The sequence below is a fragment of the Moritella sp. JT01 genome (assembly GCF_001574435.1).
Classification (GTDB): domain Bacteria; phylum Pseudomonadota; class Gammaproteobacteria; order Enterobacterales; family Moritellaceae; genus Moritella.
In genome coordinates, this window is sequence record NZ_LOCN01000007.1 from 57,263 (window position 1) to 74,088 (window position 16,826).

The 16,826-nt window shown below is 36.3% G+C and carries 13 protein-coding genes; 9 read left to right on the forward strand and 4 right to left on the reverse strand.

Annotated elements, in window-relative coordinates; genetic code table 11:
• Window positions 1-29: 29 nt before the first annotated feature.
• The 3 genes from AKG98_RS06980 to AKG98_RS06990 are packed head-to-tail and all read right to left on the reverse strand — an operon-like array spanning window position 30 to window position 2,626.
• The gene (locus AKG98_RS06980; protein WP_067043408.1) at window positions 30-1,577 is read right to left on the reverse strand and encodes a lipopolysaccharide biosynthesis protein; all 1,548 of its coding nucleotides are present in this window, start codon (window positions 1,575-1,577) and stop codon (window positions 30-32) included.
• Between the two features lie 5 nt (window positions 1,578-1,582).
• Window positions 1,583-1,795 carry a hypothetical protein gene (locus tag AKG98_RS06985; protein ID WP_067043410.1) on the reverse strand — a complete coding sequence of 71 codons (213 nt, stop codon included), beginning with the start codon at window positions 1,793-1,795 and terminating at the stop codon, window positions 1,583-1,585.
• A gap of 27 nt (window positions 1,796-1,822) precedes the next feature.
• The gene (locus AKG98_RS06990; RefSeq protein ID WP_067043413.1) at window positions 1,823-2,626 is read right to left on the reverse strand and encodes a WecB/TagA/CpsF family glycosyltransferase; all 804 of its coding nucleotides are present in this window, start codon (window positions 2,624-2,626) and stop codon (window positions 1,823-1,825) included.
• Window positions 2,627-3,094: 468 nt separating this feature from the next.
• Between AKG98_RS06990 and AKG98_RS06995 the strand changes: the two genes are divergently transcribed.
• Entirely contained in the window at window positions 3,095-4,525 is a 1,431-nt protein-coding gene (locus AKG98_RS06995) for an exosortase C-terminal domain/associated protein EpsI (protein ID WP_255358618.1), read from the forward strand.
• A 48-nt stretch (window positions 4,526-4,573) separates the two neighbouring features.
• Window positions 4,574-6,538, forward strand: coding sequence for an alginate lyase family protein (locus AKG98_RS07000; protein WP_228140234.1), 1,965 nt, complete (start codon window positions 4,574-4,576; stop codon window positions 6,536-6,538).
• Between the two features lie 7 nt (window positions 6,539-6,545).
• Here the strand turns inward: AKG98_RS07000 and AKG98_RS07005 are convergent, their stop codons facing one another.
• The gene (locus tag AKG98_RS07005; RefSeq protein WP_067043421.1) at window positions 6,546-7,670 is read right to left on the reverse strand and encodes a GNAT family N-acetyltransferase; all 1,125 of its coding nucleotides are present in this window, start codon (window positions 7,668-7,670) and stop codon (window positions 6,546-6,548) included.
• A gap of 271 nt (window positions 7,671-7,941) precedes the next feature.
• Here AKG98_RS07005 and AKG98_RS07010 point away from each other — a divergent pair, with 271 nt between their 5' ends.
• The 7 genes from AKG98_RS07010 to AKG98_RS07040 all read left to right on the forward strand — a co-directional run bounded on the left by AKG98_RS07010 (window position 7,942) and on the right by AKG98_RS07040 (window position 16,823).
• A complete protein-coding gene (locus tag AKG98_RS07010; RefSeq protein ID WP_067043424.1) occupies window positions 7,942-8,592 on the forward strand; it encodes a fibronectin type III domain-containing protein in 651 nt (216 codons plus the stop codon).
• A gap of 603 nt (window positions 8,593-9,195) precedes the next feature.
• Entirely contained in the window at window positions 9,196-10,332 is a 1,137-nt protein-coding gene (gene wecB / locus AKG98_RS07015; protein WP_157534084.1) for a non-hydrolyzing UDP-N-acetylglucosamine 2-epimerase, read from the forward strand.
• Between the two features lie 103 nt (window positions 10,333-10,435).
• Window positions 10,436-11,686 carry a UDP-N-acetyl-D-mannosamine dehydrogenase gene (gene wecC / locus AKG98_RS07020; protein ID WP_067043426.1) on the forward strand — a complete coding sequence of 417 codons (1,251 nt, stop codon included), beginning with the start codon at window positions 10,436-10,438 and terminating at the stop codon, window positions 11,684-11,686.
• Between the two features lie 62 nt (window positions 11,687-11,748).
• A complete protein-coding gene (gene prsK / locus AKG98_RS07025) occupies window positions 11,749-13,809 on the forward strand; it encodes an XrtA/PEP-CTERM system histidine kinase PrsK (RefSeq protein ID WP_067043428.1) in 2,061 nt (686 codons plus the stop codon).
• 66 nt (window positions 13,810-13,875) lie between these two features.
• Window positions 13,876-14,484: an XrtA/PEP-CTERM system exopolysaccharide export protein gene (locus AKG98_RS07030; protein WP_083543909.1), complete on the forward strand. Its 609-nt coding sequence runs from the start codon at window positions 13,876-13,878 to the stop codon at window positions 14,482-14,484.
• Between the two features lie 15 nt (window positions 14,485-14,499).
• Window positions 14,500-16,065 carry an XrtA system polysaccharide chain length determinant gene (locus tag AKG98_RS07035; protein WP_067043431.1) on the forward strand — a complete coding sequence of 522 codons (1,566 nt, stop codon included), beginning with the start codon at window positions 14,500-14,502 and terminating at the stop codon, window positions 16,063-16,065.
• A complete protein-coding gene (locus AKG98_RS07040; protein WP_067043434.1) occupies window positions 16,062-16,823 on the forward strand; it encodes an AAA family ATPase in 762 nt (253 codons plus the stop codon). The genes AKG98_RS07035 and AKG98_RS07040 overlap by 4 nt, the downstream gene beginning before the upstream one ends.
• The last annotated feature ends 3 nt before the right edge of the window (window positions 16,824-16,826 follow it).

Genomic DNA, 16,826 nt, shown 5'->3' on the forward strand with positions numbered 1-16,826 from the left:
TATTAGTAATTTCATTTCAAAATATATAATTAAAATTTACAACGGGAGATAATTTTATTTTGCATATTTTTAGGTACTAAAAATATGAAATAAATAATACTCGTGACAATGACAGCGAAGAAAAGAGTGACTAATGCAGTGCTGTTATCATCCGAATCAAAGGCTTGACGCGACCAACAAAGAAATCCTAAAAATGGGGTGCTATATATAGCGGGCTTGATAAAACCACAATAGACATAATTTAACCATGGTAGCTTTAATTGTCGGCATGTATAAATAGGGATAATAAAGCCATAAACAATATTCATGGGCACAACAAATAATATAGCAGCAGTAGTCAGTCTCCAGTTATCAAGACCAGTCCAAAGCAGGCCGATAACAAAGATAACAAATACTGCTATGCAAGCAGCGATAGAAATTGCACCATGTCGATTCATCCCCATTAGTATTCGGATTGAGGTATCCTGCCCCATAGGTAGCAACTGTCCAGCAGCTAAAATCATGATCAACGGCCATTGCGCATAATCATTGCCCATCCAATATTGTAAAATCACATCCCCATAGATAAATAAAAAACCTAAACTCGGCAACGTAAATGCAAAACAAAGTGCCGTGGTATTAATAAAAAGAGACTTAATTGCTTTAATATCACCGGTTCCAAGCATGGATCCTGTAGTCGGAGTTAACATTAAGGTAAACTTAGTCATGAACGTGGTAATTTGCTTAGTTAATGCCATAGACCTTGCAAAAATAGCTAAAGCAGCTGGTCCAGAGACACTAACCAGCATTATGCTAATCGTTTGTAATAGAATGATGGGAGGAATATTGGACAGCATACTTTTTATACCAAATATCAACATTTCTAGGCACGTTGACCAATTAACCATACGTAAATCAAAATGAAATTCTTTACATATTTTTCCCACAGAAAAAAAACGAAGTACTTCAAAAACAGTTGTCGAAATTAAATACCCTATCGCCATCCCAACGACACCTAATTCTGTTAAATGTAGTGCAGAAACCATCAATATTAATGACAATATGCTGTCGCCTGCATGTAATGTATTATGAATATCCCAACGGTGGTATCCCGTCAACAGTCCACTTGCAGAACCAGTGAGCATCCGAACAGCGACACTTAAGCCTAAAAAAAGTACAACCCATTGCGCTGTTGTCGTATTGTCTTTTAATGCATCACTAAAATAACGGGGTAATAACACGTAGAACAAAACCGTGCATAGAACAGTAATAAGTGAAAAAATAACTTGTACAAATACAGCTGAGTTGGCCACCTTATTTAATAAAACAAACTCCCCCGCAGAACGGTGTTTTGCAATATAGCGATTAAAGCATGCCCCCATACCTAGCCCTACTAGACTTAAGTAACTAACAAAAGACCAACCAAAATCCCAGACACCTAATGCGACTTGTCCAACTTTATCATCCACGAGTCTAGGCATAATAAAACCAGAAAAAACAAGGACAAGCTGGCTACTCCAACTCACAATTAAATTCCATGCAAAACGATCTTGCCCAGTTAGATCTTCTTCTTTATTCGATCGTGACTCGGTCACCATTAATACTATTTCACGTAACTAAGTGAATAATGATATCCACTTGCTGTATCGTAAAAATGTTTAAGATCAGATTCACTCACACAATCCGCATTACGCTGCTGTAATTTCAGTGAATACGGACTGTCAGGGTACGCGCCTAATAACATGACTGTCATCGTCGACTCAGAGTGACTGGCTACGGCTAAATAGATAAGCTGTTGTTTTTTATTTTTTATCATGTTTTATCAGTAAAATAAGTGACTAGATTAAAGGGGTTTACTTGGATAAAATATTTCTTTGGCTAACATTGCGAGAAACAAGGTATTGGTGACCAAATAACGCTTCCACAAGCGCGCTGGCTCTTGCTTCACTCGATACAGCCATTCCATGCCATACCGTTGCCAAATAAGCGGCGCTCGTTGTACTTTTCCGACCAGCACATCAAACGAACCGCCAACACCATGCACAACAGGCACGCACATGGTTTTATTCCAGCGAGCCATAAATTTTTCTTTTTTCGGAGAGGTGATAGCAACAAATAAAACATCCGCATTCGAATCTGCAATTTTCTGCGCAACGGTTGCTTCTTCGCTATCAGTAAAGTAACCATGTTGAGAACCAGTAATTATCACGCCAGGGTACTGACTTTCGATTTCAGTAACCGTTTTAGTCACAATTTCAGGCGTTGCGCCTAAACAGAATATCCGATAACCTTCTTTATCGCCTCGCGCTAAAATCCCATGCATCAGGTCAATACCAGCAACACGCTCAGGTAAAGTTTTTCTCAATATTTTACTTGCTTTAACGACAGAGCAACCATCAGCAAGGATCATATTCGAAGAGCGGACGTCCTTATCTAATGCAGGGTTGCGTTTCATATTCACAATCTTAGCCGCGTTTAACATGCCAATGTGTAGTGATTGCCTATTTTTTATTGCTCGGTCAATATTATCTAAGGCCTGCGCTGACGTTAAAGCGTGAACTTTAATACCAAATATATTGACATATTCTTGTGAAACCTCAAATTCAGAAAGAGAGGAATAATCCTCCAACTCCTTAAGTAATAGCATTAATAACCACCTTAATCACAAATAAAACTTCAATGCGATGTTAATCATTTAATTACAGAGAAAATAGGCTTTGCATGTAATGACATTCTCACAAGCATAGTTCAAGCTTTGTCACAATGCCTATGCATTGCTAGTAATCAGACTAAATGATCGTAGCGCAGTTATTTTAATACAATTAATGACATATAAAACAGTGGCTTACAATGTAAAGCCATTCAAAAAGATGCTTTAATGATGCGGATAATAATATCCTTAACTAAACTCAACAGCGCTACTCTTACTACAAATACTATTTAAGTCTTACAAAAAAGTTAAAATCTTAGTCTATAAATTACTATCAACAACTTAGATACTATCTATAGCAATAATAACTTACCGTATTAGTCAATATGATTATATTAGGGACATTCTATGAGGGCCTATAATCGAAAAATATTAATCTCATTTTTCCTGTTTAATCTTTTCTTTGTGTTAGCGGTTAACTCAGTTGTAGTTGTCAATCTCATTGAGGAGTGGTGGAGCACCGGCGCTTATAATCATGGTCTATTAGGGCTAGCACTTGCAATATATGTATTTTGGACAAAAAGAGAGGTTTTTTCATCACCACAAAGTAATCTATTCGCCCTGGTTCTACTAATAACGACGAGCCTATTACTCTTGGTTGCCAATCTAGCCAGCATTGGTCAACTACAAATGCTTAGCTTGTTTCTTGTGATATTAGCGTTATTGCTTTCTTTGTTTGGTTTTCAATCTGTTCCTAGGCTGTTACTGCCTTTACTGATGATTTTATTAATACTACCTATCTGGAATGTATTACAACTGCCGCTAAGAGATATATCTACTTGGGTAAGCTTTCATAGTGTAAGTCTATTAGGATTTGAAATAATTAGACAAGGATACAAGCTGATAACGCCCAATGGTATTTTTATGGTTGAAGAAGCCTGTTCCGGACTGAGCTTCTTTTTAGCATCTGCTTTATATGCTGTTTTTGTCGCGCAAATTAATCATCTATCTCGGCGAGCAACGGGCATTTTTTTTACTTTCGCCGTCATGGTTGCAATCATAGCCAACTGGATCCGTATTACGGCTATCATTATCGTCGGAAGCCAAACTGCGATGCAGCATTTTATCATCCAAGACCATTTAACATTCGGCTGGTTAGTTTTTGCCGCTTGCTTCATACCTGTCATCATCGTAGGAAATACCTATTTTGGTGAGAAATCACCTGAAAATGGCAAGCAGAAGGAGGTAATAAAACAACCACAACAAATAAGTGTATGGTATTTACTCGCTGTCTCGACCATCACTCTATTTTTTGCGGCTGCGACAATAATACTCCCCTCTCGCTTTGATCCTAATTACAAATTCACCCTGCCTATAATCCCATCCTATACACACTTATCATTAAATAATGTAACGAGTCAAAACTGGTACCCAGTTTCACACGGTGCGACTAGCGAAGAGTTCAATTATTTTTTACAAGGTGATGATTTACTACAAGTTTATTTGGCTAATTATGCTCGGCAAAGACAAGGCGAAGAAATCATTTTTGTTGGGAATACCCTCTTTGATGAAAATCGTTGGCTCAATGTCAAGCAACAAACAACCCTATTAAATTCCCCCTCTCTTAAGCAGGTTAATTTAATCACGCTCAGAAAAGACAGCCATCGTTCTCGTTTAATTGCCTATTGGTACTTAGTCGACAGCCACTTTATAGCCGATAAAAAAACAGCTAAATGGCATGAGGTTCAAGCCGCGATTAAAGGCCAACCAGGTGCTACGCTCATTGCGATTGCAATTGATTACAGTAATGAAAATGAGACGCGAGCCTTAAAAACTATGACTAATTTTGTCACTCTCTTTAGCTCACAAGCTATCAACATGAACAAATCAATATAAGAATAATCTATGCAAGCACTATCTTGGTATATAAAACGAGTTAAAACGATGTCCGGAAAGGAAATTACTTGGCGTGTAATGTCATTATCCTCAGCAATTTTTGAACATCTACGAGTGAGTATGAACCTCGTATCGCAAGCGAAATTTCATGACAACTATCAAGAAAATGCACCATTTCAACCTCCATTTAACGTATTTATAGGTGATATATCAGCCTTTAGTCCTGAGTGGCAGCAAGCGCTACTTAACAAAGCGGATAAAATCATACAACATAAGCTCAGTTATTTTGATTTACAAGATCATCATTTAGAAACCCCTATCAACTGGCATAAAGATCATGCAACAGGCCAACAAACAAGTCGTGCGGCTATCATGTCTGTTAATTATCGTGACATGAGTAAAAATGGCGATTGCAAATTAGTTTGGGAGCCTAACCGCCACCATCAATTTGTAGTATTAGCGCGCGCATATAAAATAACTGGCAAAATAAAATATGCACAAAGTGTCGTTACTCAACTAACAAGCTGGTTAGACGCTAACCCTTACGGCTACGGCATGAATTGGAAAAGCCCCCTTGAATTAGGTATAAGAATGATTAATTGGGTATGGGCAATTGATCTTATTCTAGATTCAGGGCTTTTTGTTGGGGACTTTAAAAAACGGGTATTAAATAGTGTCTACCTTCATTGCCGTGATGTGAGTAGTAAATTTTCACAAGGCTCTTCTGCTAATAACCATTTAGTTGGTGAAGCAGCAGGTGTCTATATAGCCAGTAGTTATTTTTCAATGTTAAAAGATGCTAGTCATTGGCGTCATAAAAGTAAACATGTTTTAGAAACGGAAATACAAGCTCAAACCTTTGCTGACGGATGCTCGAAAGAGCACGGCTTCAGCTATCAATTTTTTGTATTTCAGCTCTACCTGTTCTCAGCACAGATTGGATGTTGGCAAAAAGATAACTTTTCACCCGCCTACCAAGATACTTTAAATAAATTAGCCGCATTTATTGCTTTCATTGCACAAGGGGGTGAACATTATCCGATGGTAGGTGATCAGGACGATGGTTATGCGCTTAACCTTGGAGATCATGTCCATGATATAAATGCACTTTGTGATTTGGCAGCCCACCTTTATGACAATCAAATTTTTCATATCAATTACCGAAAACCCTGTGAGTCTGCATTTTGGTTATTCAATCAACGCATAGAGCGTAAGCACAACGTTTTACAAGAGGTACCTGATTTAACTTCTCTAAAATTCCAAGAATCCGGTTATTTTTTATTACAAGCCGGTAATATAAATAATAATGATCAAGTCAGTATTTTATTCGATTGCGCAGAGCTAGGCTACACATCTATCGCAGCTCATGGTCATGCCGATGCATTAAGCTTAGTAATGCGTATAAACGGCAAAGATCTATTCGTTGATAGTGGTACATACGATTATTATAGCTTTCCATGTTGGCGTAATCAGTTTAGAAAAACGCAAGCACATAATACGCTCGAAATTGATGGCTTAGATCAATCTGTCATGACAGGTCCATTTATGTGGGAGCAACATGCACAAGCGCAGTGTACTCTCTGGAATCCCACTAAATCAGGAGGACAGGTAGCTGGTTTTCATAATGGTTACCAACGACTCTCATCACCACTTATTCATAAACGTCACTTAGATTTGAATACTCAAAGAAATAGTTTAGCAATCACGGATAAAATACAATCTCAAAGCAATCATGATATTGCGTTATATTTTCATCTATCAGAAGATTGCAGTAATATTAAAATAGAAGGTCACATTTGTACCCTTTACTTAAACAGCAATAAAGTATATATCTGCCTGCCCGAAAATTTAACCCATGAAATAGTTAGAGGTCAATGGCATGAAGATACCGACCATACATCTTTAGGCTGGATAAGTCGTAATTATCATCAGCGTACCGCAATTAGCACATTGATTTCAAGTGGTAGCGTCATTGGTGATAAGCAATTCATGACTATAATAACTTGGATTTAATAAGACATTATGTTGGCTTTAAATAACGCCCTGTTGGCCAAATCTGTTTAGCCTCAAAAGGCAGGTTCTTCATTTTTCTATGCCAAATGAAAAGGTTTTCCCCGTGTTTTTTTTCTGCAAGCCAACGTCTTTTATGGTCTGTGTAAACGCCAAGAAAATCATAACAACATACACCTTCTTCTTTGCACTTTCTGTATGAAAAATAACGTAAAACCTGTCCGATTCCTGATAAGTAATCAGGGTTATAACCTTCTTGTATGGATAAAAATTGGTTGTTATACACGTACCCAAGTTGCATAGCCTGTATTTCACCTTCACTCTCAAGTCTGAGTAATCTTAGCCAACCTTTTTGTAATGCCAAAGGCACAAAATCACGGTAAAAATCAACTAACTCAGGACGCCGCTGGAAAGAACCTAAACCTAAATATTGCCAGTGTTTATTGTGTAATGTAAACAGTTTCTCAAGATACTTCCCAATATCATCACGTTTATGGCTAATTTCAACCTGCCAAGGCCCAATTTTATCTAAGCGACGATGGGTTTTACGTATACTAGTACGTAAATTCTTAGATAGGCTAGGTAGTATTTCTGTTGTTAAATCTCGTAACGCCACCTGAGCAAACTCGACAGTACGGCAATTACAATTGAGGGGTTTTACTGTTGCTAATGACTCTAATAATGTTGTACCTCCAGCAGTCCAAGATGCAACATTAGTAAACCAAATGAAATCCCAATAGGGTTTAATATCAGGGCTAAGCAAATACTCCCAAAGCATGCTTTTAAGCTCGAGGCATCTCTCTGCTTTAACAATAAAATTTGAATATTCTGAGCCAGTGTTCTGATCGCCAACAAAGCGTAAAGATTGATAGGTTAATAAATTAGCTAATCGGTATTCTTGTATATAAAAAGGGGCAATGGCGAGGGTCTGTTGACTATTTTGAATCACGATTATAAGTAGATTAATCGCCGTACTTTGACTTTTTAGCCAACAATCAATCCACTCCCAAGTCAGGAAAATATTATTCGCATCAGACTGTTCGAGAAGGTTTTGCCAATCCTCTTTCAAAGCCTCAAACTCATTCCACTCTTTTATTATTCTAATTTCGATAGATTTATCTTCACCGTTAACCATATAAACCACCTCATCATGCCCTATAAATTATTTAACTTTTTTTATAAAAACAATACCTTAAAAATCAAATCAATAGAAAATATCGAGTATAAAATAAAACATAAAGAAACTAGAAGTTAAAACAAAAACAAAGTAAATTCAATACCTTAAGGAGAATCTACATAGGCTAACAATAAATTAACCGCATTGTTTATCACGTTTGACTTCTAGGGGTTATGAACTAAACTGCACATCCTAATATATAAGATTATGAATAAATATGGAGTTGGAAATGAATGATTCAAAACAATGGAGAGTTTCCATTAAGCACCCTCGCCTACTCGTCTTTTATTGCTTATGTTTATCATTTTTAACAGCTTGTAATCAAGATTCAGCATCAAACCATGACACGAGTCCAAGTGTTGATTTAGGCCCTGACCTAACTGTCGATATCGGTGAATCCGTTCACCTCAGCCCTACAATCAAAAATTTGGACACGAATACGATCTCTTACCTATGGATACAAACATCCGGAAATCCAATATCGTTACCAGATAATAACAGTTCATATATCGCATTTACGCCACTTGTAAATGACTTATTAGAATTCGAGGTGACAGTCACTGACAATCAAGAACAGGAATATAAAGATGCTGTGTCTGTAACAGTATTACCAGAAAATGGGCAATATACGGCCCAACTCAACTGGACAGCACCGACTGAAAACGAAAATGGTTCAACACTGACGAACTTGGCAGGGTATAAAATATATTATGGTCAATCTATAACTAACCTCGACGTATCGATAGTAGTCAACAACCCCTTAGAAACCTCATACGACATCAAAAATTTAGACTCCGATAACAGTTACTTTTTTTGTATATCAGCTTACAGTGCTACGGGATCTGAAAGCAAATGCAGCGATACTGTAAGTATATTGTAGACGTTATCAATATATTCATAATAAATAATTCCTCATGCAAACTCAGTAAAACTAATGTAATAGCGATTATCTAACATTAGTTTACTGACTAGGCTCAGGCTCACTATTTACGGTTTTTGTCACTATGATTTCATGATATTAAGCACTCATACCTTTCACTCTCCCTCTCCTAAGTCTATGCCTAGCTAGTAATAACTATTCAAATAAAAAGAAACGACATCAAAAAGCATAAGCACTTAAATAAGTAGTTAATCACCTCAAATAAATCTATATGCATAATTTCCTATAAATGCTCAAAATTTTGATTATAAAACTAGAATAATTATTTCTAATTTAAAAAATTATATTTTCTGTAAACAACTGATAATCATTGTCTATACTTCATTTAAAATACTCATTAGCAATATTTTACCAAACACATCCACGGCAATTATCAATAGGACGATTCAAACTTAGCCTTATTTACATGATGAGTTTTAAAGTAGCAAAACAATTTTATGAAACTCATTCTTTGTAAGGTTAATTTATATACGTACTACAAGATAACAGACCTAATACTTTTAGTATTAGGTATTACAATTCATACATAATGTTGAAATTATCATGCCTATAAAAATATTAACCATCTTTGGTACTCGGCCGGAAGCAATTAAAATGGCCCCTCTTGTTAATGCGCTGAATGATCAACAAGGTATTGATGCTAAAGTCTGCGTCACAGCACAACACAGAGAAATGCTAGATCAAGTTCTTGATTTATTTTCTATTATACCTGACTACGATCTCAATATAATGAAACCAGGGCAAGTATTGTCCGAAGTTACTACGAATATATTATTAGGTTTAGAGCCCATTCTTAAAGAGTTTCAACCCCAATTGGTTTTAGTTCATGGGGATACATCCACCACTCTATCTGCAAGCTTAGCAGCCTTTTATCAACAGATTCCAATTGGACATGTTGAAGCAGGTTTACGTACACGAGACCTAAATTCCCCTTGGCCAGAGGAAGGAAATAGAAAGCTAACAGGCGCAATTACAAAGCTTCATTTTCCACCGACTGTAAGCTCAAAAATGAATTTACTTAATGAGGGTGTACATCCTAATGACATTGAAGTAACAGGCAACACCGTCATCGATGCATTGATAGAAATAACGAATAAACTTAAGAATGACTATCAATTATCCAACACTCTAGCAGACAGATTCTCACAATTAAGTAACGATAAAAAACTTATTTTAGTGACAGGGCATCGCAGGGAAAGCTTTGGCGATGGATTTGAACGAATTTGCGAAGCGTTATCTGAAATTGCAAATAAGTACCCTGATATTCAAATCGTTTATCCTGTGCATCTAAATCCAAACGTCCTAGAACCCGTAAATCGAATATTATCAGGCCTCCACAATGTTTTTTTAATCGAGCCACAAGACTACCTGCCTTTCATATATTTAATGAACAAGGCATACTTAATTTTAACTGATTCTGGCGGTATCCAAGAAGAAGGACCAAGCTTAGGTAAACCAGTTTTAGTCATGCGTGATGTGACAGAACGTCCTGAAGCAGTCAGTGAAGGAACCGTTTTACTTGTTGGTACTGATAAAAACAAGATTGTTAATGCAATAGAGCGCTTATTACAAGATGAGGATCACTATAACCAAATGAGTCGTTCGCATAACCCCTATGGAGATGGGCAAGCGTGTCAGAAAATAATAGCTAAAATAAAACACTATTTCGAAAACCCCTAATACACGCATTATTCGCTCTGTTTAGGTATAAGAAATAATGGTGAATAACAATAACGACTTCAATGCATTAATAATGTGCAATAAAAGTTTAAAGGCATAAATTATGGCGCTCGATAAAGTATCAGTAATTGGGTTAGGTTACATAGGGCTTCCTACTGCAGCAATTATTGCTTCTTGTGGCTTGACTGTGATTGGGGTCGACGTTGACCAAGATATTGTTGAAACCATTAACGCAGGAAAAATACATATTGTCGAACCGAAACTAGAAATTCTCGTTCGCAGTGTGGTTTCTACTGGTCATTTACGAGCAGTGACAAAATCTGAACCAGCAGACGTATTTATAGTTGCCGTGCCAACGCCTTTTATCCATAGTGATGATGATAGCCATCAACCTGATATTAGTTATATTGAATCAACAACTAAAACAATCGCCCCCATTCTTGAAAAAGGTAACCTGGTCATCCTAGAGTCAACATCTCCCGTGGGAACGACTGAAAAGTTAGCGGCTTGGTTAGCGAGAGCTCGTCCCGATCTTTCTTTTCCTCAGAATGAAGGAGATACAGCAGACATCAATATCGCATATTGCCCAGAACGAGTATTACCAGGGTATGTTTTGCAAGAGCTTGTCTCCAACGATCGCGTAATAGGTGGTATGAGCAAAGTTTGTAGTGCTAAAGCAGTTGAACTTTACCGCACTTTCGTTCGCGGTGAATGCATTGTGACAGATCCTAGAACGGCTGAAATGGCGAAGCTAACTGAAAACTCATTTCGTGATATGAATATTGCATTTGCTAATGAGCTCTCTATTATTTGTGACAAATTAAAAATGAATGTCTGGGAGCTAATCAAACTATCCAACCGCCACCCTCGTGTTAATATTTTAAATCCAGGCCCTGGCGTTGGCGGACACTGCATTGCCGTTGACCCTTGGTTTATTATTGACAGTTGTCCCAAAGAAGCACAACTAATCAAACAAGCACGCTTGATCAACGATCACAAACCTCATTATGTTGTTGATCAAATAATACGTGCGGCCGATAAATTTAAACGCCCTGTCATTGCCTGTTTAGGACTTGCATTTAAAGCTGATATTGATGATCTTCGAGAAAGTCCAGCCTTGCAGATAGTTGAATTCCTTGCCAATAAAAAAGTCGGTCTATTACTTACTGTCGAGCCAAACATAAGGTCATTACCCCCACATTTATCACATTCAAACATTGAGCTAACAAGCTTAGAAACCGCCTTAGAGATTGCTAATGTAATCGTTATACTGGTAGACCATCAAGAATTTAAAGCGGCAGATAAAACCCAATTTTCAAAAAAAGTGGTGATTGATACTCGTGGGATCCTATGAGTTAAAGCTCCATCCAACTTCAATATTCAGGCATTACAGCAGATAAAGGTTGCGAAAGGTCCATGATGGGTTATTTATCCCAATTGACTACATTTTATTTTCTAGTAGCTTGCGTTGAACTCGCACTTGCTTTAACTGCGCTGGTTAAAATAAAAAATGTAAAAATAAAGCTTAGCTTTTGCATTTTCTCTTTCTTTTCAGCTGTTTGGCATATCAGTTTAAGTCAAACCCCATTCACTAATCTAGCATCTAGTTACCAATTTCAACTGCTCGAAATAATGCGTTATATTGGTTTATTTTTGGTACTTATTTACCTATTAATGTATTCACAAAAGACACGGCTTCCAGCACATTACTCAGCCTTTATGTACCTCATCATTATTATCGCGAGTGCCACTTATCTGTTTGGTTTAAACAAACCATTGAATCCATTTTTCCATCCAAAATCATGGCTGTATATAAAAATAATATTGTGTTTGATGGCAATCGTTACCGCAGAACAAATCCTCAGACATACGCATTCAAATAGAGTGAGTAAATTAGTGGCACTTGTTGCGATTACTCTACTTTCTTATGACATACTCGTTTTTTCTAACTTATTACTATTTACCAGCAAGAATTATAACCTTTGGTATACAAGGGGCGTGATTAGCACAACAACATCTCTAATATTCGCGCTATCAATTATCATATACCCCTTTCAGCAGTTACAAGATAGTAAATTTAAATTATCTCGTTCGATCATCATGTTTAATGCCAGTTTCATATTGGCAGGCATATTCCTTATATGCATGGCGACATTGGGGCTTGTGGTTAATATATTTAATGCTGAATGGGCTGAAGTCTCTAAAATACTTCTGTATGTAATGTCAATATTTGCCATAGCAGCCTTATCGTGTGTCGAAAAATTTCGTCTACTTATTACCGTTTGGATTAGTAAGCATTTCTTTGTTAATAAATATGACTATCAAAAACAATGGATAGAGTTAGATTCGCTGCTGTCAAAAAAACGAGAAGATAATAACGGTTACGAAATAGCACTTTCAGCCATGACCACTTTATTTAAATGTAATAGCGGAGGGATTTGGTTAAAAGGCCAGCAATTTTACTCCCCCGTTGCCTTAAAAAATTTCGACTTACCTTCCTCTGGTGCAATAGAAGCAAACAACAGCCACTTTATACAATTAATGGATGAAAATGAGTGGGTATTTAAAGCGCATAAAAATACCAATATTTATGATAAAGAAAAAAATAAACTTTTACCTCAATGGTACCTCAATGCTAAAGGCCCATGGGTGATAGTTCCATTAAATGCAAATCAAGAATTAATTGGCTTTACCGTGCTGTGTGAGAATACGATTAATACACCATTAACTTGGGAAGATTTAGATATATTAAAACTAACAGGACGACAGATCGGCAGTTATATTATTAGCCATCAAACGTCTGAAAAGCTAATTCAAAATAAGCAGTTTGATCTATTTAATAAAATAACAGCCTTTGCTATTCACGATATAAAAAATCTTATTTCACAACAAAGTTTGATTGTTAATAACGCTGAGAAATTTATGCACCACCCTGATTTTATTCATGATGTTATATTAACAATCACTAACTCAGTAGAAAAAATGGATAAATTATTAGTCAAACTAAAAGGCAATCCGCACGGTGATATTAAGCCCGTCAATATAAATAAACTTCTTAAAAATGCGGTAGAGATGAATGTGTCTCACTTTCCAACTCCAACGGTATCGATACAAGGTAAAGATGCATTTGTAATGGCTGATAAAGATAAATTACAAATGGTGCTCTATCATTTAATTAGAAATGCGCAAGATGCAACCGAAGATAGTGGAACCATAGCAATAAAACTAGCGACTAAAAATAAAGAACTTTGGTTAGAGATAAAAGATAGCGGATGTGGTATGGACAAAGTATTTATTAAGGAACAATTATTTAAACCTTTTTCAAGTACGAAACAAGATAAAGGAATGGGTATTGGTGCATACCAAATAAGGGAGCTGATACATTCATTACAAGGGGAAATTTTTGTTGATAGCATCATAGGAAAAGGCACCACATTCTTAATTTTTTTACCCTTGAACAACAGTAGAAATAAATAACATAGTGCATATTAATGATCATAACATAAAAACTGGCACGCTTTAGCTCAACTAAAAGAGGACTATATGCCAAACATTTTATCCATTGTATTAACAATATTTATATTAACAAGTTGCTCTACATCAGGTTCACTCGAAACGGGCGTTCCTGAACAAAATGTCAGTATTCCTGAATACAAAATAGGTGCTGGGGATCAATTATATATTAACGTTTGGAAAAATCAGGACTTATCACTAAATATGCTCGTTCGTCCTGATGGCAAAATATCCGTCCCACTTGTTGGTGATATTAGCGCCGTAGGTCTTCCTGCAGAGACATTAGCTGCGCAACTTAACGAACGCTTAAAGAAGTTTATTCGAGACCCTGAAGTAACGGTGATAGTTACATCGCCGGTCAGTGCTGAGTTTTTAACTCGGGTTCGTATCACTGGCGCAGTTAACGCCCCTCAATCGACGCCGCACAGACAGGGGATGACCGTACTCGATTTACTATTACAAGCAGGAAGTCTAACCCCTTTTGCCGACGGTGACGGTGCTATTTTATATCGGAAAACAGACGATGGTGTTAAACGTTACTCTGTAGAACTTGATCATATTATTAAGCAAGGGGATATATCTACGAATTATGAATTACGTCCATCAGATATTCTGATTGTTCCTGAAAGTCTATTTTAATGAGGTATTTTAAACATGGAACAAAATGAAATATTAAAATACATACCCATTATATGGCAGAGAATCTGTTTAAAAAAATTCAAATCGATACTGCTTATAACGTTGACCAGCTTTGCTATTTTAAGTATAGGGATCTATAAACCGTCTGTATTTAATAGTGAAATAACTATTTTCGCTGATACTCAAAATATTATCAAACCCTTACTAGGAAAACAAACCTCAGTAACAAATGTAAAGCAAAGTAGAACAGCACAAATTCGTGATGTTATCTATTCTCCTAGACAGTTAAATAAGGTTATTAATAATATTTATGGCAAAGATGCTTTCCTAACAGCAGCAAGCCGTGAAAAAGAACTCGCCAATTTACGAGAGAAACTAGAGGTCAAAGGATTAGCAGGTAATTACATTAAAATTATCTATCAAGATGATAGCCCTGATAAAACCTTTAGATTACTTAATGAAATAGTTAGGGTTTTCATTGAAGATAGTGCGAATACTAAAAGAGATGAAAGTCGAAGCGCATATAATTTTATCAAACAACAAGTGACGAGTTATAAAAATCAATTAGTGTTAGCTGAACATAAATTGAAGAAATTTAAATCATCACATTTAGATGGCACAGAAACAGGCGTCGAATCTAGAATTTCAGTGTTACGTAGTGATATTGAAGATATGAAAATAGAAAAACTGGAAAACTTAAATCGTATTTATTTACTTAAAAGACAATTAAGTTCACAAAAAAAATTCTCATCGAATGATTATGAAGTATCCATTTACCACAATCAACTCAGGGCATTACAACTGCGTCTTGAAAACCTACTACTCGTGTATAAAGACGATTACCCTGAAGTATCTGACGTTAGATACCAAATTAGTAATCTAAATAAAGTTATTCAAGATTTGAACTCTGGAAAAAAAGAGAAAAGTAATATATCAAATACTCTCAACCCATTATATCAAGAACTAAAAATAAAATTGGCAGAAGCCCGTATTTTAAACAGCACAATAGAAAACAGACTTAAAGCCTTTCATAAATTAATTGAAGATGCCTATGAACGACGTAAGCGAATCGCTAATAACCAAGCAGAGTTGTCTGAATTGACTCGGGATTACAATGTAGTTCGGACACTGTATGAAGACATGCTTGCAAATAAAGAAAAAGCGCGCCTTTCCATGGTGTTAGATATTGAAGGACAAGGGGTTAACTACAAAATACAAGAACCAGCAACTTACCCCATGATCCCATCTGGACTTCGCTTTGTACACTTCGTTATTGCAGGCCCCATCCTTGGATTATTATCGGTCATTTGTCTATTTGCAGTAAAAGTCGTACTCGATAATAAGATTCGCTTTGCATCTCAACTGTCATCACTCACTAATACACAACTTCTAATCAGTATTGATCACACTTTTAGTCGTTCTGAAAGAAAAAAACAAAAACTAGACAATACTTTTTTCACGTTTTACCTCTTATGCGCATTAACAATCTATATAGCAACTGCACTTGCGCAAAAATATGACGTATCTATACCGACATTAATTACACCATTGTATTTTCAATTAATGGAATTAATAAAATGACACAGAACCCTTTAAATTTAAAAGCACAAAGTATTAGTAATGAGAAATCGAATACTAATAGTATGGATAGCGATGGCTGTAAAAAAATTAAAAATATGGATGATGCTTGTCTATTCACTTCAGAAGAATTGGATGAGCTAAAAATAATTTATCCCGGCTGTAAAAATGATAAATCTCTTAATTATTATCGCGAATTACGCACTAAACTATTAAAATCGGCCAATAACCAAAACTTTGTTTGTATGGTTTCTAGCATCGAAGAAGGGGCTGGAACGAGTCATGTTGCAGTTAACTTGGCTGCAAGTATTGCATTAGACCACAGTAAAACAGCGCTGATAATAGACTGTAATAGCTATAGCCCTCATCTACATAACTATTTAAAGGATGAAAATCCACTCGGATTATCAAACTACCTTGAGCAAAACACCCAAGAAATCGAAGATATTATCTACCCTTCAGGTATCCGTCGAGTCAGGATTATACCTACCGGTATTAAAACTGAATCTGCAGCTGAAAATTTTTCATCCGACAAAATGAAATTTTTTATCGATACAGTAAAAAAGCGTTATCCAGATCGTTTTATTATTTTAGACACTCCACCTATTAGCCTTTATGTAGAAAGCCAAATTTTAGCGTCAATTTGCGATATAGCTATTTTAGTCATTCGCTACGGTCATACAACAGCATCAGAAGTTCAGACCGGAATTGATCTGATCAGCAGTGATAAATTAGCGGGTGTTATTCTTAACAATGAGTAATAT